Raw genomic sequence first — 19,248 nt, 5'->3', positions numbered from 1 at the left:
GGAGCGATCGGTGCGTCCGGCGCGCCGGGAGGCGACAATGACGATGTCTGCGCGAAGGCCGGCATCGAGTTCTGATCGCGCTTGCCGCGCTCCGGTTTCGTTGCGAAATACGATGCGCAGAGCGTGATCCGGAAGAGCGCAACGGCTCTCCGAGAGGATCACGCTCCAACCGAAGGATCAGAGCATGACGCGGTTGCCTGGAAGCGCCCTGCTCCGGCCTTGAAGCGCGAGGATGCCGCATTGCCTGATCGCCTGCCGCAGTTGGATGAAGCCTCGTTTCAGCCGATCGATCACGCGAAGCTGCTGCAGCCCGCGCGCTCGTCCCACCCGCCGCGTATTCTGCTGCTCTACGGTTCGCTGCGGCAGCGCTCGTTCAGCCGGCTGCTCACCGAAGAGGGCGCGCGGATCCTCACGCGCCTCGGCGCGGAAGCGCGCACCTTCAATCCACGCGGACTGCCGCTGGTCGACGATGCGGAGCCCGATCATCCCAAGGTGCGCGAGCTGATGGACGTCGTGACCTGGTGCGAAGGTATGGTGTGGTGCTCGCCCGAGCGGCACGGTGCGATGACCGGCGTGATGAAGACCCAGATCGACTGGATCCCGCTGTCGGTCGGCGCCGTCAGGCCGACACAGGGCAAGACGCTGGCGGTAATGCAGGTCAGCGGCGGCTCGCAGTCGTTCAATGCCGTCAACCAGCTTCGCGTACTCGGGCGCTGGATGCGCCTGATCACCATTCCCAACCAGTCCTCGGTGCCAAAGGCGTTCGCGGAGTTCGACGACAGTGACCGCATGAAGCCGTCGCCCTACTACGACCGCGTCGTGGACGTCATGGAGGAGCTCGTCAAGTTCACGCTGCTGACCCGCGACCGCGCCGACTATCTGGTCGACCGCTATTCCGAGCGCAAGGAAAGCGCCGAGGAGCTCTCGAAACGGGTCAATCAGCGAACGCTGTGAGCCGCCAGGTGCATCGACGGCGGCTCGGGGCGCCGTATCGCACGTGCGGCGAGCGCCCGCCTTAATTCTGATAAAAATAAATCACTTGCTATTTTTCAGAATTCATGATTGTCTGCGCCCATCCCGCCTCACTGCAAGGGGCGTTGCGCGCGATCGTCACGACACGCGAGGCGGGGATGCGGTGGCCGCGGGAGATCGCAGCAGTCTCGGCGACGAGGGTGCGGACGAACGATCGCTCGCGGACGTGAAGTCGCAGCGGCCTGACACCCCGAAGCTGGTGTCCCGCACAGTGCGCAAGCATTGTCGCGAATGGTGGCCAACAAGCCCGGCGCACCAGGGCGACTGCGTATAAGCGTGAAGACACCGCGCAGGGAATGCCGGATGACCGGCTTTGCCTGTGGTACCTGCCGCCTGCATTTTTTTCGCAGGCGGGCCATGGGTGGGGCCTTCACCCGGCATTCCCTGCGCCCTTGCACTGTTCGCGAGGGACGACCTGATGACAGACCTCGGGCGCACGCGCCGCGAGATCGTGACGCCGTGCCACTGACCTGCCCTCAGCTGTTTGAATCGTGAATCGCTCCACACCCACCGCTGTCGTCCCGGACAAGCCGCGACGCGCGAAAGCGCAGCGCGGCGCCGATCCGGGCCCCATACTCCGCGGCGGTCGTGACGGGCAAAATGCCAATGGCTACCCTGCCTCAAACCGCTCCCTGGGGGTATGGGTCCCGGCTCAAGGCCGGGACGACGGCGGAGTTTGTGGCTGGTGACGGGACGACACTCCCAACGTCATTGCGAGGAGCAGTTGCGACGAAGCAATCCAGGGTCGCGGGAGAGACCCTGAATTGCGTTGCTGCGCTCTCAATGACGGACGGTTATTGCAGGCTCAGCGCCACAAAGCGGAGTTCGCCGTCGGCGTTGGAGACCAGCAGCAGCACCGACTTCTTGCCGTCCTTCTTGAGCTGGTCGACACGCTTCTTGATGTCGGCGCCGGAGGTCACCGCTTCCTGGGCAACCTCGACGATGACGTCGCCGGCCGACAGCCGCTTCTCGGCGGCGTCGGAGGCTTGGTCGACACCGGTGACGACGACGCCCTTGACGCTGTCCTTGATCTTGTAGCGGGTCCGCAGATCCTTCGACAGCGCCGCCAGATCGAGGCCGAGCGCCTTCTGGGTCACCGGCTTGTCGGCCGGCTCGTCCTTCTTGATCGCCGCCTGCTGGACCTTCTCATTGTCCTCGAGCCGGCCGAGCTTGACCTTGAGCGTCTGCTCCTGGCCCTTGCGGATGACGATGATGTCGACTTCCTTGCCGACCGCGGTGTCGGCGACGATGCGCGACAGGTCCTTCGGCTCCTTGATGTCGTGGCCGTCGAACTTGACGACGACGTCGCCGGGCTCGATGCCGGCCGGCTTGGCCGGGCCCTTGTCGTCGACGCCGGCGACCAGCGCGCCGCGCGCCGGCTTGATGTTCAGGCTTTCGGCGATCTCATCGGTAACGCCCTGGATGCGGACGCCGAGCCAGCCGCGGCGCAGCTCGCCGAACTGACGCAACTGGTCGACCACGCCGGCGACGGTCTTCGACGGCACGGCGAAGCCGATGCCGATCGAGCCGCCGGAGGGCGAGATGATCAGCGTGTTGACGCCGATGACCTCGCCGTCGAGGTTGAACAGCGGGCCGCCGGAGTTGCCGCGGTTGATGGCGGCGTCGGTCTGGATGTAGCTGTCATAAGGCCCCGACGAGATGTCGCGGTTCTTGGCCGAGACGATGCCCGCCGTGACGGTGCCACCCAGGCTGAACGGGTTGCCGATCGCGACCACCCAGTCGCCGAGCCGAAGCTTGTCGGAGTCGCCGAACTTGACCACCGTGAGCTGCCGCGTCGGCTTGAACTTGAGCACGGCGAGGTCGGTCTTCTTGTCGACGCCGACCAGCTCGGCCTTGATCTTGGTGCCGTCGTTCATGATCACGTTGATCTCGTCGGCATCGGCGATGACGTGGTTGTTGGTGACCACGATGCCGCTGTCGTCGACGATGAAGCCGGAGCCGAGCGAGTTGGTGCGGCGCGGCGAGTTGTCGGCGCCGCCCCGGCCGCCCGGACCGCCGCGGCGGTTCTTGAAGAAGTCGTCGAAGAATTCCTCGAACGGCGAGCCCGGCGGCACCTGCGGATTGGCATTGCGGCCCTCGCCTCCCCCGCCGCCGCCCTTGGCCTCGACGGTCTGCGAGGTCGAGATGTTGACGACCGCGTCGATCACCTTCTCGGCGACGTCGGCGATCCCCTCGGGTCCCCGTGCCAAGGCCGGCACCGGCGCGAACGCCCAGCCGGCGGCAAGCACGGCCGCGGTCAGGACCGGACGCAGGCGACGGCTGAAAGCAAGGGTTGCGGTCATCGGGCGGATCTCCAAAAAAGCCGGTAAATTCAATCGGTACAGTGCGCCGGAACCGGGCGATGACGCAAGCAGGCCGGACCCCACGCGGGATTTATCATTGAAGGCGACCTAATACGGCAAAATGGCGCAGCCATCGCCTCACAATGGCGTTGGCCGGGCAGCGCATGGGAAATCGCTGCAGCGGTCCGTGGTTTCCTGTCGTGGGCCGCGTACGCCGCAGGGATACCTTCGAATCAGATCGGACGCCGGATCACCCAGATCAACACCAGGCCCGCCACCGCCGAGCCGATGCCGACCGCGCGCAGCACGTTGTCGGGGGTGGTCATGGCCGTCTTCATGGCGCGGCGCATCCAGTCCGGACTGGCTGCGAACAACAGGCCTTCGAGCACGAACAGGATACCTAATCCGATGAGGAAATCGGAAAACGCAATGGACCTCATCGGACCCGGACCTCCCGTTTGACCTTCTTGTATGCGACGGGGCGAAGCAAAGGCTTCGCCCCGTCCGTGTCAACTCTTATTCGCCGGGATCAACGCCCGACGATGTCAGGGTTTCGGGGCCTGTGCCGCAGCCGCGGTCGTGCTGGCGGCCGAGGGCGTCTCCGAGCTCGCACCGACCTTCCCCGAGGGGTTGGCAAAGTAGCGGAAGAACTCGGAATCGGGCCGCAGCAGGAAGCGGGTCTCGCCGGACTTCAGGCCGTTCTCATACGCCGTCATCGAGCGGTAGAAGGCGAAGAAATCGCGGTCCTTGCCGTAGGCCTCGGCGAACAGCCGGTTGCGCTCGGCGTCGCCGGCACCACGGGTCTGCTCGGCCTGCGAGTTGGCCTCGGCGACGATCACGGTCGCCTCGCGGTCGGCCTTGGACCTGATCTCCTGCGCCTTCTGGCCGCCGAGCGCCCGGAACTCGGCCGCCTCGCGCTGCCGCTCGCTGTTCATGCGGTCGTAGACCGCCTGGCTGTTGGCCTCCGGCAGGTCGGCACGACGGATGCGGACGTCGACCACCTGAATGCCGTAGGCGTCGGCCTCCTTGTCGAGCTGGTCGCGGATCTTGCGCATCAAGGTCTCGCGCTCGTCGCGAACCACCTGGGTGAACGTGACCTCGCCGAGGACGCGACGCAGGGCGGCGTTGAGCAGGGTGCCAAGCTGGACGTTGGCATTCTGGATCGTGCCGGCGCGCTGGTAGAACTGCAGCGCGTTCTTGATCCGGTAGCGGGCGAAGGCGTCGACCACGAGCCGCTTCTGATCGAAGGCGATGACCTCCTGCGAGGGGTTCTCGAGGTCGAGGATGCGCTTGTCGATCGAGATCACGTTGTCGATGAACGGCGCCTTGACGTTCAGGCCGGGCTCGGTGACGACGTCGACCGGTTTGCCGAACCGCACGACCAGCGCCTGCTCGGTCTGCGCCACCGTGAACAGCGAGCTGTAGCCGATGACGACGAGCGCGAGGACGACGACCAGCGCGACGATGCCTGTGACGGGCGATCTCATCGGACGCCTCCCTGCTGCGTGGTGCTCGGGGCAGCCTGGCGGCGCGGCGCGAGATCGCCGAGCGGCAGCAGCGGCACGGGACCGCCGCCGGGGCCGCTATCGAGCACGAGCTTCTCGGAGCCGGAGAGCACGCGCTCCATCGTCTCGAGATAGATGCGTTCACGGGTCACGTCGGGCGCCTTCTTGTACTCTTCGTAGACCTTGAGGAAGCGCGCGCTCTGGCCCTTGGCCTCGGCGATCGCCTGCTCCTTGTAGCCTTCGGCAACCTGCAGGATCTGCGCGGCACGGCCGCGGGCGTCGGGGACCACCTTGTTGGCGTAGGTCTGGGCCTCGTTCTGCGCCTTCTCCAAGTCGGCGCGCGCCGCCTGGACGTCACGGAACGCCGCGATCACCTGCGCCGGAGGGTCGACCTTCTGCATCTGCACATTGTCGACCTGGATGCCCGAGCCATAGGTATCGAGCGTCTTCTGCATCAGTTCGAGAACGCTCTGCTCGATCTGGGTGCGGGCGCCGGTCAGCACCGGCTGAATGTTGGAGCGTCCGATCACCTCGCGCATCGCGCTCTCGGCCACCGCCTTCACGGTACCCTCGGGATTCTGGATGTTGAACAGGAAGTCGGCGGCGCCCTTCGGCTTGATGCGCCACAACACGGTGACGTCGACGTCGACGATGTTCTCGTCGCCGGTCAGCATCAGGCTCTCCTCGGGCACATCGCGCCCGCCGCGGCCGCGCCGGCCGGGATCGTCATTGGCGGTGAAGCCGATCGAGATCGAGTTGACGCGCAGCGCCTTGGGCAGCAGCACGGTCTCGATCGGGTAAGGCAGGTGATAGCGCAGGCCCGGCTGCTCATCGCGGACATATTTGCCGAACCGCAGCACGACGCCGAGCTCCTCGGACTGCACGCGGTAGAAGCCGGACAGCAGCCAGATGGCGATCGCGCCGACGACGATCAGCAGCACGCCGGCAGCGCCGAAGCCGCCGCCGGGAACGAACTGCTGGAGGCGGTCCTGACCGCGCCGCAGAAGATCTTCCAGATCGGGTGGCCTTGGACCGACCGGTTGCGGTCCCGAGCCCCAGGGCCCCTTCGGACCCGGACCCCACGGGCCTCCGCCCTGATTCTTCCACGCCATCGATCGATCTCCTCCGAGAGGCTGATAGTGCACAAACGCCGGCCGCCGACGGTCGCCGGTTTATAAGGGACGGCCACGCCCCTTACAATGTAGCGCTCCAGCTAAGCCCGAACCGGGTTTTGTCAATGTAAACAGCGGCCGAAGCGCTGGTTTGCCGCGGCCCGGACGGCCTTGAGCGGCCTGGTAATGCGACTTCATCATTAACGGATGGGTCTTGACGTGGCGGCCTTGCCGGCAGCTGCTCACCGCCGGCGCCGATAGGTGACGTAGGAATAGTCGGCCTGATCGTCCGGACCCGACGGGTGGCGCTCACGTCCGACCTCTTCCCACTGGGCGGGGTCGATGGCCGGAAACAGGGTATCGCCGGGCGGCCGCGCGTGGACCTCGGTGATTTCCAGCCGGTCGGCCAGCGGCATGGTCGCCGCGTAGATCTCGGCACCGCCGAGGATCGCAATCTCCGCGGCTGAACGCCGCAGCGCGTCGCCGCGAGCGATGGCGAGTGCCTCACCGACGCTGTGGGTCACGATCGCACCATCAGCGCGAAAGGCACCATCGCGGGTGATGACGATGTTGGTGCGGCCGGGCAGCGGGCGGCGCGGGAACGACATGAAGGTCTTGCGCCCCATCACGATCGGCCGCCCCATCGTCATCGCCTTGAGGCGCTGCATGTCGCTCTTCTGCCGCCACGGGATGCCGCCGGCAGCCCCGATCACGCGGTTGTCGGCGATGGCGACGACGAGAACGATCTCGATCATGGCGCCCTCTCCGCGAGTTGCTCCAGCGCCTCGCCGGTCACCTTGCACAGCGTCCAGTCGTCCATCAGCTCGGCGCCCAGTGATTTGTAGAAAGTGATCGAGGGCGCGTTCCAGTCGAGCACCGACCATTGCAGCCGCGCCCAGCCCTCGGCGACGCAGGTGCGCGCGAGATGGCCGAGCAGCGCCTGGCCGATGCCGTTGCGGCGGAACGCCGGCCGGACGAACAGGTCCTCGAGATAGAGGCCGGGCTTGCCGGCGAAGGTCGAGAAGTTGACGAACCAGACCGCGAAGCCGGCGACCTCGCCATTCCACTCGGCGACATCACAGAACAGCGTGGGATGATCGCAGAACAGCGCCGCGGCGATGTCGGCCTCGCTGGCCGTCACCTCGTGCGCGAGCTTCTCGTACTCGGCAAGCTCGTTGATCAGCGCAAAGACGACGCCGATGTCGGACGGGCTCGCGCGGCGGATGGACAACGACATGAGTCAGACCGCGACCGCCGCCTTGATGTGCGGATGCGGATCGTAGCCGGCGAGCGCAAAGTCCTCGTAGCGGAAGCCGAAGATGTCCTTGATATCAGGATTGAGCGTCATGGTCGGCAGCGACCGGGGGCTGCGGGTCAATTGCAGCCGGGCCTGCTCGATGTGGTTGGAATAGAGATGGACGTCACCAAAGGAGTGCACGAACTCGCCCGGCTTCAGCCCGGTCACCTGCGCCACCATCATCGTCAGCAGCGCGTAGGAGGCGATGTTGAAGGGCACGCCGAGGAAGACGTCGGCCGAGCGCTGGTAGAGCTGACACGACAGCTTGCCGTTGGCGACGTAGAACTGGAACAGGCAGTGGCACGGTGGCAGCGCCATCTTCTCGACGTCGGCCGGATTCCACGCCGTCACGATCAGCCGACGCGAATCCGGGTTGCGCCGGATCATGTCGATGACGTTGGTGATCTGATCGATATGGCCGCCGTCGGGCGTCGGCCAGGAGCGCCATTGATAGCCATAGACGGGTCCGAGATCGCCATTGGCATCGGCCCACTCGTCCCAGATCGTCACCCCGTGGTCGTGCAGGTACTTGATGTTGGTGTCGCCGTTCAGGAACCACAGCAGCTCGTGCACGATCGCCTTCAGCGGCAGCCGCTTGGTGGTGAGCAGCGGGAAACCGGCGGCGAGATTGAAGCGCATCTGGTGGCCGAACACCGACAGCGTGCCGGTGCCGGTCCGGTCGTGCTTCTCAGCGCCGTCAGACAAGATGCGTTCGAGCAGATCGTGATACTGGTGCATGGCCGGAAGGTACGGTTTCCTGAAGCTGCAGCTTTAGCGGACCTGCCCTGTCGCCGACAGGCCCCGCCCAGCATGCCACCTGACCCCCGTGAAATATACTGGGGAAAAGCCGTTCACCAGGGGCCGCAGCCCCCGGCCGACCCAACGCGGAGCCGAAGCCCTACCCCTCGACGAACACCTCGTCGCGCTTGCGACGGAGCGCCGGCAGCACGGCCAGCACCAGCAGCATGGCGGCGATGGCCAGCAGCGCCGCCGACAGCGGGCGGGTCAGGAACACCGACCAGTCGCCGCGGGAGATCTGCAGCGTGCGGCGCAGGTTCTCCTCCATCAGCGAGCCCAGCACCATGCCGAGCAGCAGCGGCGCCGGCTCGAAATCGTGCTTGATCAGCCAGTAGCCGAACAGGCCGAACGCCCCGGCCAGGATCACGTCGACGGGCGCGTTGTTGATCGAATAGATGCCGATCGCGCAGAACACGACGATCGAAGGGAACATCAGCCGGTACGGCACGCGCAGCAGCCGCACCCAGATGCCGACCAGCGGCAGGTTGATGATGATCAGCATCAGATTGCCGATCCACATCGAGGCGATCATGCCCCAGACCAGGTCCGGCTGCTTCATCATCACCTGGGGACCGGGCTGAATGCCGTGGATGGTCATGGCGCCGACCATCAGCGCCATCACGGCGTTGGGCGGAATTCCGAGCGTCAGCAGCGGAATGAAGGAGGTCTGCGCGGCGGCGTTGTTGGCGCTTTCCGGCGCCGCGACACCCTCGATGGCACCGCGGCCGAACCGCGACGGATCGCGCGCGATCTTCTTCTCGAAGGTGTAGGCGGCGAAGGAGGCGATCACCGCGCCGCCGCCGGGCAGGATGCCGAGAATCGATCCGAGAATGGTGCCGCGAACGATCGCCGGGGCCGAGTCACGGAGGTCCTTGCGCGTCGGCATCAGCCCCGTGATCTTCTGCTGCACGAGCTCGCGATCGGCTTCGGCGCCGCCGTCGAGATTGCGGATGATCTCGGCGAAGCCGAACACGCCCATCGCCACGGTGGCGAAGCCGAGCCCATCGGCGAGTTCGGGGATGTTGAAGGCCATGCGCGAGGCGCCGGTCTCGACATCAGCGCCGACCATCGACAGCAACAGGCCGAGCGCGATCATTGCCACTGCCTTGAGCACGCTGCCCTTGGCGAGCACGACCGCGAAGATGAGGCCGAGCACCATCAGCGAGAAATACTCGGCCGGCCCGAACAGCAGCGCGAGCTTGGTCAAGGGCGCGCCGAGCACCGCGATCAGCACGGTCGCAGCACAGCCGGCGATGAAGGAGCCGATCGCCGCGATCGACAGCGCCGGACCCGCCCGCCCCTGCTTGGCCATCTGGAAGCCGTCCAGCGTGGTCACGACCGACGTCGCCTCGCCCGGGATGTTGACGAGGATGGAGGTGGTCGAGCCGCCATATTGAGCGCCGTAATAGATGCCGGCGAGCATGATCAGGGCGCCGACCGGCGGCAGGCCGAAGGTGATCGGCAGCAGCATGGCGACGGTGGCGATGGTGCCGATGCCGGGCAGCACCCCGACCAGCGTGCCGACGAGCGCGCCGACCAGGCAGAGCAGCAGATTGATCGGGCTGAGCGCGACGCCGAAGCCGTGCAACAGGTTCTGAAACAGATCGAGCATGCCGGCCTCACTGCACCAGGAAACGCGGGAACAACGGCATCGGCAGGCCGAGCACGTAGGGGAAGAGCAGCGCGCAGCCGAGCGTCAGGACGATGCCGACGATCAGCGTCTCACCCCAGCGCGTCTCAGATGTACCGAGCGCCGAAATCAGGAAGCTCGCGAGCGCCGCGACGATCAGTCCCAGCGGCCGGATCGCGACGGCAAACGTCAGGATGGCCAGCGACACGAACAATGGCCCGCGCCAGTGATAGACCTGAAGCGCCGGTCCCTCCGTCATCAGCCCGATCACCGCGACCGCCGCGCCCATGCCCAGGAGCAGCACACCCAGCATGCGCGGCGCCGTGCCCGGGCCGAAATTGAAGCCGCGCATGCCCGACAGATCGCTCGCGGCCCACAATGCAAACAGCGCAATGGCCATCAGCGCCACACCGCCGAAATAATCCTGCGGCGCACGCGGACGCGCCAGGAAGGTGAACAGCGCGATGGCAAGGAGCGGATAGGTGTAGATCAGCGCGAGCAGGGCGTCGGATCGCAAGGTGATCTTGCCGCCGTCGCTCCATTGGCGAAGCAGCGCCGGCAGCGATTCGAACAGGGCGGCGCCGTGCGCTGAAACGACCTGCAGCGGAGAGCGCGCCGACAGCGTCGCAACGAGGCTCGCGAGCGAGATGGCGAGTTCGACGAGTTGTGGCGCGAAAGCGAGCAGCAGAATGATCAATGCGCCAGTCGCGTTGCGCGCGGAAGGCACGGCCGCCCCGCCCGACAACTGGCCCGTGGTTTCGGCCATGCCTCATCCTCCCCGATCGGCCTTGATGGCCGGCATTGTTCTCATTCGTGGTCCGGAACGCGTCCAGCCCCACTCTGCCTGCCTAACGGCTTTCCCTAGAGAAGGCCAGCGAAACCCAGACAACCGCCCGCGGCCAAGAGCCAGAGCGGATTGAGCCGGGTCATGGATGCAACAATCGCAGCGATGACGGTCAACGCGAACGCAGCCCAGGTCTGGTCGGAGGCCTGCCCGAGAATCCAGGCGCTCGCGGCCATCAGGCCGATCGAAAGCGGCACCAGGGCGGCCTGCAGCACGACCGTCCAGCGCGCGTCTCGCGCATTCGCAAGCCACCGGCTGACGAAATACGACAGCACCGCCGTCGGGCCGCACATGGCGAGCGTTGCGACAGCCGCGCCCGCGACACCTGCGACGGAGTAACCGATCAGCGCCACGATCAGGACGTTGGGACCCGGCGACAATTGCGACAGCGCGAACACGTCCGCAAACTGCTTGTCGGTCATCCAATGCCGGACGTCGACAGCGACCCGGTGCAGTTCGGGAATCGCGGCAACGGCGCCGCCGACAGCAAACAGCGAGATCAGGGCAAACGTCCAGAACAGCTCGGAGAGCGGATTGTCGTCCCCGCTCATCGCGCCCACCGCAGTCTGGCGTAGGTGACGAGGAGGCTGATGGGCACGGCCGCCAGCAGAACCTCCTGCAGCGGCAGGCGCGCCAGCCCGATGGCGGCGAACACCGCGGCCATCACCACGAGCGCGAGCACGTCGCGCTTCTTCAGGAGTGGCGACATCATGCGGAATACGACCGACGCCAGCAGCCCGACCGCGACGCAGGATACGCCGGCCAGCGCCCGTCGCAGCGCATCGACCTGCCCGAAATGTCCGTAGAGCGCGGCGAGCGCCGTCACCAGCAGCATCGGCGGCCCGAGCAGGCCGGCAAACGCCGCGATGCCGCCGGGAATGCCGCGCAGCCGCGCGCCGAACACCATGGCGAGATTGACGATGTTGGGGCCCGGGAGGAAGTGGCAGATCGCGAAGGTCTCGTTGAACTCCTCCGCCGTCATCCAGCGGTGCTCGTCAACGATCGCACGCCGGGCGAACACCAGCACTCCCCCGAAACCCGACAGCGACATTTTCGCAAATGCGAAGAAGAGCGTGCGAAGGCCGGGCGGGTGTTTGACGATGTCGGCGGCAGGAACGACAGCCGGCGCGGTTTCGGGAGCCATGTGGCACTTTAGGGGGACGAAATTGATGCTGCCAAGGTCGAACGGCAGGTTCCCCGGAGCGGCCCACATTTTTGTGGAGCGGTGCGGCTTGTGGGCCCTGTCCATCCGCCGGCGGGCGGCCTATATTGGGGGTGCCGGCTTGCCGGCTATGGAAATAAATCGCCGTCGAAATAAACCATTCGGACCCGGGGGCGGTACCCGGCGCCTCCACCAAAGCCCGTCTCAACGAGCAAGTGACTGAGACGGGTTTTGGCGGGGGCGAAATAGGATCGACGAGGGCGTAAAGGGCGAGCTTTTTCCCGGTATTGTTCCGCCGTTATCGGGCTACTGCAATAGTTGCCAACGACAACTTTGCTCCGGTTGCTCAGGCTGCGTAACGCAGTTTGAAAGACCACCTTAAAGTCCTAACGGGTTAAGCTCCGTTAGGCGGGGTTCGGAGGCACCTGGCAACAGAAGCCTCCACTTTCATTTCATTCCTCAGCCGGCTCAGCGGGCGCCACTCTCCCCAACTTTTTGATGCCCCGTCTCGTTCATTCCTTCATTGACCCGACTTCCGTGGGCTTCTACGCGTTCCCATATCTTGCGGCGGGCCGGCTTCGCTGCTGACCTTCGCGCCAAGGCGGGGTACGATGTGCCGGACACGAGTCGGGAGCGCTGCTGCCCGTAACGGCGCGGCGATCTGACGAGGGCGGAGCGCGGCCCAGACGACACAGGACCGATCATGGCGACCGATCATATTCGATACGATGTGCTGGCGCGCGACGCGCTGCGCGGGGTTCTGCGCCGGGTGCTGACCGACGCCGCCACCCACGGCCTCCCCGGCGAGCATCATTTCTTCATCACCTTCGTCTCCAAGGCCGAGGGCGTGAAACTGTCGCAGCGGCTGCTCGCGCAATATCCCGAAGAGATGACGATCATCCTGCAGCATCAGTTCTGGGACCTGGTCGTGACTGAGGACCGGTTCGAGGTCGGCCTGTCGTTCGGCGGCATTCCCGAACGCCTGGTGGTGCCGTTCCACGCCATCAAGAGCTTTTTCGATCCTTCAGTGCAGTTCGGTCTGCAATTCGAGCCGTCTGAGGCGATCGCGGAAACGCCGGCCGCACCGAAATTGCCGGCTGCTCCGGCTCCGTCCGCGGTCGCTGCGCCGCTGCCGGCTCCGGCCGCCAAGGCTGGCGACGACGAGGCGGCTCCGCCGGCTCCGTCCGGCGAAGGCGCCGAGGTTGTCCGCCTCGACCGCTTCCGCAAGAAGTAGGCGCATTCGTCGCGAGCGGAACGGCCCCCGAGCCCATAGATTGAAGCAGGCTGGAACTGGCCGACGCCGGTTCACGATCAATCATGGGCATCCGTCATGGCAGACTCAGCGAGTTCATCGTCTTCCGGATCGACGCGGACTGAGACCGATAGCTTCGGCCCGATCGAGGTCGCGGCTGACCGCTATTGGGGCGCCCAGACCGAGCGCAGCCGGCAGAACTTCCGGATCGGCCATGACCGCATGCCGATCGGGGTCGTGCATGCGCTGGCGCTGGTGAAGCTGGCTGCCGCCAGGACCAACCTCGAGCTCGGGCTGCTGGAGCCACGCATGGCCGAGGCCATCGTGCAGGCCGCGCAGGAGGTGATCGACGGCAAGCTCGACGAGCATTTTCCGCTGGTGGTCTGGCAGACCGGTTCCGGCACCCAGAGCAACATGAACCTCAACGAGGTGATCGCCAATCGCGCCAGCGAGCTTCTGGGCGGTGAGCGCGGAAGCAAGAAGCCGGTGCATCCGAACGATCACGTCAACATGAGCCAGTCGTCGAACGATTCGTTCCCGACCGCCATGCATGTCGCGGCGGCCCGCGCGATCGCGGCTGACCTGGTGCCCGCCCTGTCGGAGCTGCTCGCTGCGCTGCGCGCCAAGCAGGACGCGTTTGCCGACATCGTCAAGATTGGCCGGACCCACACCCAGGACGCCACGCCGCTGACGCTCGGCCAGGAGTTCTCCGGCTATGCAGCGCAGGTCGAGAGCGCCATCGCCAGGATCGAAACGGCGGCCCGTGATCTCCTGCCGCTGGCCCAGGGTGGCACGGCCGTCGGCACGGGACTCAACGCCGATGCCAGATTCGCCGAGCTGTTCGCCAGGCACATCGCCGACCTCACGGGACTGCCGTTCACCAGCGCAACTAACAAGTTCGAAGCTCTCGCGTCGAACGACGCCTATGTCTATGCGCATGGCGCGCTCAATGCGGCGGCCACCGCCCTGTTCAAGATCGCGAACGACATTCGCTTCCTCGGATCCGGCCCGCGATCGGGACTGGGCGAACTGATTCTACCCGAGAACGAGCCGGGCTCCTCGATCATGCCCGGCAAGGTGAACCCGACTCAGTGCGAAGCACTGACGATGGTGTGCTGCCAGGTGTTCGGCAATCACACTGCGATCACGGTGGCGGGCAGTCAGGGCCATTTCGAACTCAACGTCTACAAGCCACTGCTCTCACATTGCATGATGCAGTCCATACAATTACTAGGTGATGCAGCACGTTCATTCAGTGAACATTGCGTAACCGGGATTCGAGCCGATAAGGCCCGGATTCACGAGCTGATGGAGCGTTCTTTGATGCTGGTGACCGCGCTCGCGCCGAAAATCGGCTACGACAATGCAGCAAAGGTCGCGAAGACCGCGCATGAGCGTGGCACGACGCTGAAACAGGAAGCTTTGCGGCTCGGCTTCGTCTCCGAAGACGAATTCGACCACCTCGTTCAGCCGGAGAGGATGACGAGACCCGGAAGAGCCTGACGGTAGTCCCGTAGTACTACGGGGGGTGATGCAATTCTCGCCGTTAACCCCTAAAGGATACTCTCGACTACAAGTTCTGCTGCGTTTGATGAATACGAACCCCGCTCGCGATGAAGCGAATGGCTATTGAACTAACAGGGAGCGATGACGTGATTGTCTGGAGAAAGCCGAGGCTGATCTGCACAACGCGTTCGCTCTCACCGCGACATTCGATGGCTTGATAGATCGGAGCGAGCATGGGGGACATCATCAACTTGAAGCGTTTTAGAAAGCGCGTAGAGCACGAACAGGCAGCGAAGGTCGCCGAAAGCAACCGTGCTCGCCATGGCAGGACGAAGTCCGAACGCGCAACTGACGCACAACGCGACAAGCGCGCGAATGATTTACTCGATCAACATCGTATCAATGGCGAGGACGCGTGATGAAGTCGCCCGTCGTAAAACGTTCTATCGTGGTCGCAGGTCACAAGACCAGCGTCAGCCTCGAAGAAGCGTTCTGGAACGGAATGAAGGAAATTTCGGGTCTCCGTAATATGACCCTGTCGGAGCTGGTCGGGGAGATCGACAACAATCGCCAGCAGGGCAACCTGTCCTCGGCGATCCGTCTGTTCGTTCTCGACCACTTCAAGAACCGCGCCGTGGCCTCCTCGGGCCTCGAACCGAAGGCGACGGTGGACAGCCGGCACTCGGCAGCCGCCGTGGCTCCTTGAGGCAGATCAGAGGGCGGCCCGCTCGGTCTGTTTAAAATCGCTCTAAGAAGCCGCGGCATGTCCCATGCCGCGCTTGACCTCTTGGCACGCGATTGAAAATACAGGCTATGAGCGAAATCTGCGATACGCGGCCGCCCCTGCCGCTCGGCTTGGCCCGGCGGGGCTATACCGGAACGATTCAGCATCTCGCGGCTGGCGGCACGGCATCGTCGCTGCCGGACGTCGAGCTGGAGAGCCGGCTGATCGAACTCGGCTTCGTCGAAGGAGCCCGGGTCGAGATCCTGCATGAAGGGATCGTCGGGCGCGACCCGATTGCCGTCCGTGTCGACAACATCACCGTCGCGGTCCGCCGGCGTGAGGCCATGGCCGTCATCGTGGCATGAGCCGCGCGGGAAGCGTTGCCATGGAAAGCCCTCTGCTGCATCTGGCCCTGGTGGGTACGCCCAACAGCGGCAAGACCTCGCTGTTCAATGCGCTGACGGGAAGCCGGCAGAAGGTCGCGAATTATCCCGGCGTCACGGTGGAACGCAAAGAGGGAGGCTTCGTCACCCCGCAGGGTCGTCAGGTTTCGCTGGTCGATCTGCCCGGAACCTATTCGCTGCGCGGCCGCAGCCCGGACGAGGAAATCACCCGGGATTTCGTGCTGGGACGCGCCACCGGCGAGGTCCTCCCCGACCTGGTGTTGTGCGTCGCCGATTCCACCAACCTGAGATTGACGATTCGCCTGTTGCTGGAGCTCAAGAGCACCGGCCGGCCGCTGGCGCTCGTTCTCAACATGTTCGACATCGCCAAGCGGCGCGGCGTGACGGTGGACGTCGCCGCCCTGTCGCAGGCGCTCGGCGTCCCGGTCGTGACCTCGATCGCGGTCCGCAAGGGCGGCACCGACGACCTGCTGCAGTTGACCGATCGCCTGCTGGCGCAGGCGACCGCGGCTACGGGCGAGCGGGCCAACACCTGGCGCCCGCTCACCGTGCCTGAGCTGCGCGCCACCCAGCGCGAGGCCGACCGCATCATCGCCGCCACTGTCAGCCTGCCCGAGCGGCCGGACACCTGGACGGCCAGGATCGACGCGGTCGCGCTGCATCCCGTCGGCGGCCTGTTCATCCTGCTGGCGATCCTGTTCGTCATGTTCCAGGGGGTGTTCGCCTGGGCGCAGCCGCTGATGCAGGTGCTGTCGGCGTCGTTCGACGCGCTCGGCCAGCTCGTGCACGACCAGCTGCCTGAAGGCCTGCTGCAGAGCTTCCTGCAGAATGGCGTGATCTCCGGCGTCGGCAGCGTCATCGTGTTCCTGCCGCAGATCATCATCATCTTCCTGTTCATCCTGCTCTTGGAAGATTTCGGCTACATGGCGCGTGCGGCGTTCCTGATGGACCGCATCATGGGCGGTGCCGGGCTGCATGGCCGCGCCTTCATCCCACTGCTCTCCAGCTTCGCCTGCGCCATTCCCGGCATCATGGCGACGCGGGTGATCGACAATCGGCGCGACCGGCTCACCACCATCCTGATCGCGCCGCTGATGACCTGCTCGGCGCGCATCCCGGTCTACACCCTGATCATCTCGGCCTTCATCCCGCCGACCAAGGTCTGGGGCCTGGTCAACCTGCAGGGCCTGGTGATGTTCGGGCTCTACGGGGCCGGCATCGTCAGCGCGCTGCTGGTGTCGTTCCTGGTCAAGTTCTTCCTGATGCGCGACTACCAGCCGGCGCCGTTCATGCTCGAGCTGCCCGACTACAAGATGCCGCGGCTGCGCAGCATCGCGATCGGCGTCTACACCCGGGCAAAAATGTTCCTGCAGCGCGCCGGCACCACGATCTTCGCGATGATGGTGCTGATCTGGTTCCTGGCGTCGTTCCCGCAGCCGCCGGTGGGCGCCACGGAGCCGGCGATCAACTACAGCCTGGCGGCGATGATCGGCCAGGCCATCGCCCCCCTGCTCTCCCCGGTCGGCTTCAACTGGCAGATCGCGGTGGCGCTGGTCCCCGGCATGGCCGCCCGCGAAGTCGCGGTCGCAGCGCTCGGCACCGTCTATGCGATCGAAGGCGGCAAGGAGGCGGCCGAGCAGATCGGCCAGGTGCTGGCAAGCAGATGGAGCCTCGCCACGGCGCTGGCACTGCTCGCCTGGTACATCTTCGCCCCGCAATGCGCCTCGACGCTTGCCGTGATCCGCCGCGAGACCGGCAGCTGGCGCTGGATGGCCGTGACGTTCGTCTACATGTTCGCGCTCGCCTATGCGGCGGCGTATGCGACCTACCACATCGCGGTCGCGATGGGCGCGGGCTGAACCGCGCCCGATTCGCGTCAGCGCGATGCCTCGACATGCAGCGCAAAGCCGCGCACATCGGTCGTGCCAAGCCCGGGCCGCAGCTGCATCGACGGGATCAGATAGTCACCGTGGTTCTGCCGGCGGTATGGGATCGGCTGATCCGTGAACAGCGTCCGCATCCTCGCGCGCAGCCGCTCGGCAATCGTGGCAAAGCCAGCATCGTCCAGCCGGCTCGCCTTGTGCGCCACGAAGGCCGGCAGCACGTCGAAGCCGGGATAGAACAGGATGCCGTGGTTGATCGGAAACAGGAGGTCGTCGATCGGGCCATTGATGCCGCGCTCGGAATAGTGCTCCTCCCAGCCACCCGTCGTCACCACAAGCATCGCCCGCTTACCAGCGAACACACCTTCGCCGTAGCGGTTGCCCCAGCGTTTGTCGCTGTGCTCGCCGACGCCATAGGTGAACCCGTAGGAATAGACCCGATCGACCCAGCCCTTCAGGATCGCCGGCATCGTGAACCACCACAGCGGAAACTGCAGGATCACAGCATCGGCCCACAGCAGCTTGTCCTGCTCGGCCCGGACATCGGCGGTGAGCGTCTGGGTCTTGAAGGCGTCGCCCGATGCGGTGGCGACGTTGAGGCGCGCGTCCGGCGGCAGCTGTGGAAAGTCGTCGCGGTCGGCGGCCGGCTTCCAACCCATGGCGTAGAGGTCGGAGACCCTGACCTGATGCCCCTGGGCCTCGAGTTCGGCGACGGCAACGTCGCGGAGGGCACCGTTCAGGGAGCGGGGTTCGGGATGGGCGAAGACGAAGAGGACATTCATGGCTGAGTTCCTTTGACCGGATGGCCATGACATAGACGGCGCCTCACCTATCCGCTATACAGCCTATATCGATAATATTCTGCCGTTTTATGGATAAATCTGAAGTCAGCATCGCGCATATGCGCAGCTTCGTCCGGGTCGCCGAACGCGGCAGCCTCTCGGCCGTGGCGCGCGAGCTCGGCGTCGGCCAATCCACCGTCTCGCGCCACCTGCAGGAGCTGGAGGACACCATCGGCGTGCCGCTCCTCAGCCGGACCACGCGGCGCGTGACCCTGACCGACGAGGGCAGCCGCTACTATGCCCACTGCGTCCAGATCCTGCGGCTGATCGAGCAGGCCGGCGACGAAGCTCGGGGCACGCGTGGCGCCGCCGCCGGCACGATCCGCATCTCCTGCACGGCCGCGTTCGGCATCCTGCACATCACCCGGCTCGTGTTCGCCTTCCAGGATCGTTATCCGGACATCGCGATCGATCTCAACCTGACCGACGAGCGCATCGATCTCGTGCGCGACGGCGTCGACATCGCGCTGCGTCTCGCCCCGCTTACCGACAGCTCGCTGAAGCTGCAGTCGCTCGGCTACTCGCACCGTCTGCTGGTCGCCTCCCCGGACTATCTCGCCAGGCGCGGCACGCCGCGGGCGCCGCAGGAGCTGGTCGGCCATGACGGCATCCGCATGACCAATGTCGCCGGCAGCGAGGTGCTCGCCGTCATCGGACCGGATGGAGCGCGCCATGAGGTGCCGTTCAGAGGCTGTTTCCGCACCAATCACGGCCTTGCGGTTCGTGAGGCCGTGCTGGCCGGGCGCGGCATCGGCGGCAGCCATGCCTGGCTGGTCGACGACCTCATCGCGGCCGGCAGGTTGACGGTGATCCTGCCCGACCACCGCCTGCCATCGACGCCGCTGAACATGCTGATCGTGCCCGAGCGCGCCGGCATCGCCCGCGTGCGGCTGCTGATCGACTATCTGGCCGAGACGATCACGCGCCTGCCGGGGATCCGGCCGGAGCCGTGAG

20 protein-coding genes and 1 other RNA gene are annotated in these 19,248 nt (G+C 65.6%); 9 read left to right on the top strand and 12 right to left on the bottom strand.

Going from position 1 to position 19,248, the window contains the following annotated elements; genetic code table 11:
* The first annotated feature begins 240 nt into the window (after positions 1 to 240).
* A complete protein-coding gene (gene arsH / locus ACQR1I_RS07410) occupies positions 241 to 954 on the top strand; it encodes an arsenical resistance protein ArsH (RefSeq protein WP_434868932.1) in 714 nt (237 codons plus the stop codon).
* An 872-nt stretch (positions 955 to 1,826) separates the two neighbouring features.
* On the opposite strand, the gene ACQR1I_RS07405 is transcribed toward arsH, so the two are convergent.
* From ACQR1I_RS07405 to ACQR1I_RS07355, 11 genes are all read right to left on the bottom strand, one after another.
* Complete coding sequence (locus ACQR1I_RS07405; protein WP_434868933.1) at positions 1,827 to 3,335, bottom strand: Do family serine endopeptidase; 1,509 nt, start codon at positions 3,333 to 3,335, stop codon at positions 1,827 to 1,829.
* Positions 3,336 to 3,568: 233 nt separating this feature from the next.
* The gene (locus ACQR1I_RS07400) at positions 3,569 to 3,775 is read right to left on the bottom strand and encodes a DUF2065 domain-containing protein (RefSeq protein WP_434868934.1); all 207 of its coding nucleotides are present in this window, start codon (positions 3,773 to 3,775) and stop codon (positions 3,569 to 3,571) included.
* Between the two features lie 105 nt (positions 3,776 to 3,880).
* Positions 3,881 to 4,822, bottom strand: coding sequence for a protease modulator HflC (hflC, locus tag ACQR1I_RS07395; RefSeq protein WP_434868935.1), 942 nt, complete (start codon positions 4,820 to 4,822; stop codon positions 3,881 to 3,883).
* Positions 4,819 to 5,952, bottom strand: a complete 1,134-nt coding sequence (gene hflK, locus ACQR1I_RS07390) for an FtsH protease activity modulator HflK (protein ID WP_434868936.1) — start codon at positions 5,950 to 5,952, stop codon at positions 4,819 to 4,821. The genes hflC and hflK overlap by 4 nt, the downstream gene beginning before the upstream one ends.
* Positions 5,953 to 6,194: 242 nt before the next feature.
* Complete coding sequence (locus ACQR1I_RS07385; RefSeq protein ID WP_434868937.1) at positions 6,195 to 6,707, bottom strand: dihydrofolate reductase; 513 nt, start codon at positions 6,705 to 6,707, stop codon at positions 6,195 to 6,197.
* The gene (locus ACQR1I_RS07380; protein ID WP_434868938.1) at positions 6,704 to 7,189 is read right to left on the bottom strand and encodes a GNAT family N-acetyltransferase; all 486 of its coding nucleotides are present in this window, start codon (positions 7,187 to 7,189) and stop codon (positions 6,704 to 6,706) included. The genes ACQR1I_RS07385 and ACQR1I_RS07380 overlap by 4 nt, the downstream gene beginning before the upstream one ends.
* Positions 7,190 to 7,192: 3 nt before the next feature.
* The gene (locus ACQR1I_RS07375; RefSeq protein ID WP_434868939.1) at positions 7,193 to 7,987 is read right to left on the bottom strand and encodes a thymidylate synthase; all 795 of its coding nucleotides are present in this window, start codon (positions 7,985 to 7,987) and stop codon (positions 7,193 to 7,195) included.
* 160 nt (positions 7,988 to 8,147) lie between these two features.
* The gene (locus tag ACQR1I_RS07370; protein ID WP_434868940.1) at positions 8,148 to 9,659 is read right to left on the bottom strand and encodes a tripartite tricarboxylate transporter permease; all 1,512 of its coding nucleotides are present in this window, start codon (positions 9,657 to 9,659) and stop codon (positions 8,148 to 8,150) included.
* Between the two features lie 7 nt (positions 9,660 to 9,666).
* Positions 9,667 to 10,443 (bottom strand): tripartite tricarboxylate transporter TctB family protein, encoded by a 777-nt coding sequence (locus ACQR1I_RS07365; protein ID WP_434868941.1) that lies wholly within the window; start codon positions 10,441 to 10,443, stop codon positions 9,667 to 9,669.
* Positions 10,444 to 10,538: 95 nt separating this feature from the next.
* A complete protein-coding gene (locus tag ACQR1I_RS07360; protein WP_434868942.1) occupies positions 10,539 to 11,072 on the bottom strand; it encodes a chromate transporter in 534 nt (177 codons plus the stop codon).
* A complete protein-coding gene (locus ACQR1I_RS07355; protein ID WP_434868943.1) occupies positions 11,069 to 11,665 on the bottom strand; it encodes a chromate transporter in 597 nt (198 codons plus the stop codon). Before ACQR1I_RS07355 ends, ACQR1I_RS07360 begins: the two co-directional genes overlap by 4 nt.
* Positions 11,666 to 11,759: 94 nt before the next feature.
* Between ACQR1I_RS07355 and ssrA the strand changes: the two genes are divergently transcribed.
* The 7 genes from ssrA (at position 11,760) to feoB (ending at position 17,428) form a co-directional block, all read left to right on the top strand.
* Positions 11,760 to 12,129: a transfer-messenger RNA gene (gene ssrA / locus ACQR1I_RS07350) on the top strand.
* 257 nt (positions 12,130 to 12,386) lie between these two features.
* The gene (locus ACQR1I_RS07345; protein WP_434868944.1) at positions 12,387 to 12,917 is read left to right on the top strand and encodes an SspB family protein; all 531 of its coding nucleotides are present in this window, start codon (positions 12,387 to 12,389) and stop codon (positions 12,915 to 12,917) included.
* Positions 12,918 to 13,013: 96 nt separating this feature from the next.
* Positions 13,014 to 14,438 (top strand): class II fumarate hydratase, encoded by a 1,425-nt coding sequence (fumC, locus tag ACQR1I_RS07340; protein ID WP_434868945.1) that lies wholly within the window; start codon positions 13,014 to 13,016, stop codon positions 14,436 to 14,438.
* Between the two features lie 236 nt (positions 14,439 to 14,674).
* Positions 14,675 to 14,860 carry a DUF4169 family protein gene (locus tag ACQR1I_RS07335; RefSeq protein WP_434868946.1) on the top strand — a complete coding sequence of 62 codons (186 nt, stop codon included), beginning with the start codon at positions 14,675 to 14,677 and terminating at the stop codon, positions 14,858 to 14,860.
* Positions 14,860 to 15,147: a ribbon-helix-helix domain-containing protein gene (locus ACQR1I_RS07330; protein ID WP_434868947.1), complete on the top strand. Its 288-nt coding sequence runs from the start codon at positions 14,860 to 14,862 to the stop codon at positions 15,145 to 15,147. Before ACQR1I_RS07335 ends, ACQR1I_RS07330 begins: the two co-directional genes overlap by 1 nt.
* A gap of 107 nt (positions 15,148 to 15,254) precedes the next feature.
* Entirely contained in the window at positions 15,255 to 15,530 is a 276-nt protein-coding gene (locus tag ACQR1I_RS07325; RefSeq protein ID WP_434868948.1) for a FeoA family protein, read from the top strand.
* A 20-nt stretch (positions 15,531 to 15,550) separates the two neighbouring features.
* On the top strand, positions 15,551 to 17,428 hold the full coding sequence (gene feoB, locus ACQR1I_RS07320) for a ferrous iron transporter B (RefSeq protein WP_434868949.1): 1,878 nt from the start codon (positions 15,551 to 15,553) through the stop codon (positions 17,426 to 17,428).
* 17 nt (positions 17,429 to 17,445) lie between these two features.
* Here the strand turns inward: feoB and ACQR1I_RS07315 are convergent, their stop codons facing one another.
* Positions 17,446 to 18,234, bottom strand: a complete 789-nt coding sequence (locus ACQR1I_RS07315; protein ID WP_434868950.1) for an NAD(P)H-dependent oxidoreductase — start codon at positions 18,232 to 18,234, stop codon at positions 17,446 to 17,448.
* Between the two features lie 89 nt (positions 18,235 to 18,323).
* Here ACQR1I_RS07315 and ACQR1I_RS07310 point away from each other — a divergent pair, with 89 nt between their 5' ends.
* Positions 18,324 to 19,247, top strand: coding sequence for a LysR family transcriptional regulator (locus tag ACQR1I_RS07310; protein WP_434868951.1), 924 nt, complete (start codon positions 18,324 to 18,326; stop codon positions 19,245 to 19,247).
* Position 19,248 lies beyond the last annotated feature (1 nt).

This window comes from Bradyrhizobium sp. HKCCYLS2038, assembly GCF_051167655.1.
Lineage (GTDB): Bacteria > Pseudomonadota > Alphaproteobacteria > Rhizobiales > Xanthobacteraceae > Bradyrhizobium.
Note: the sequence above shows the minus strand (reverse complement) of the source record. Positions and strands in the feature narration are given on the sequence as shown.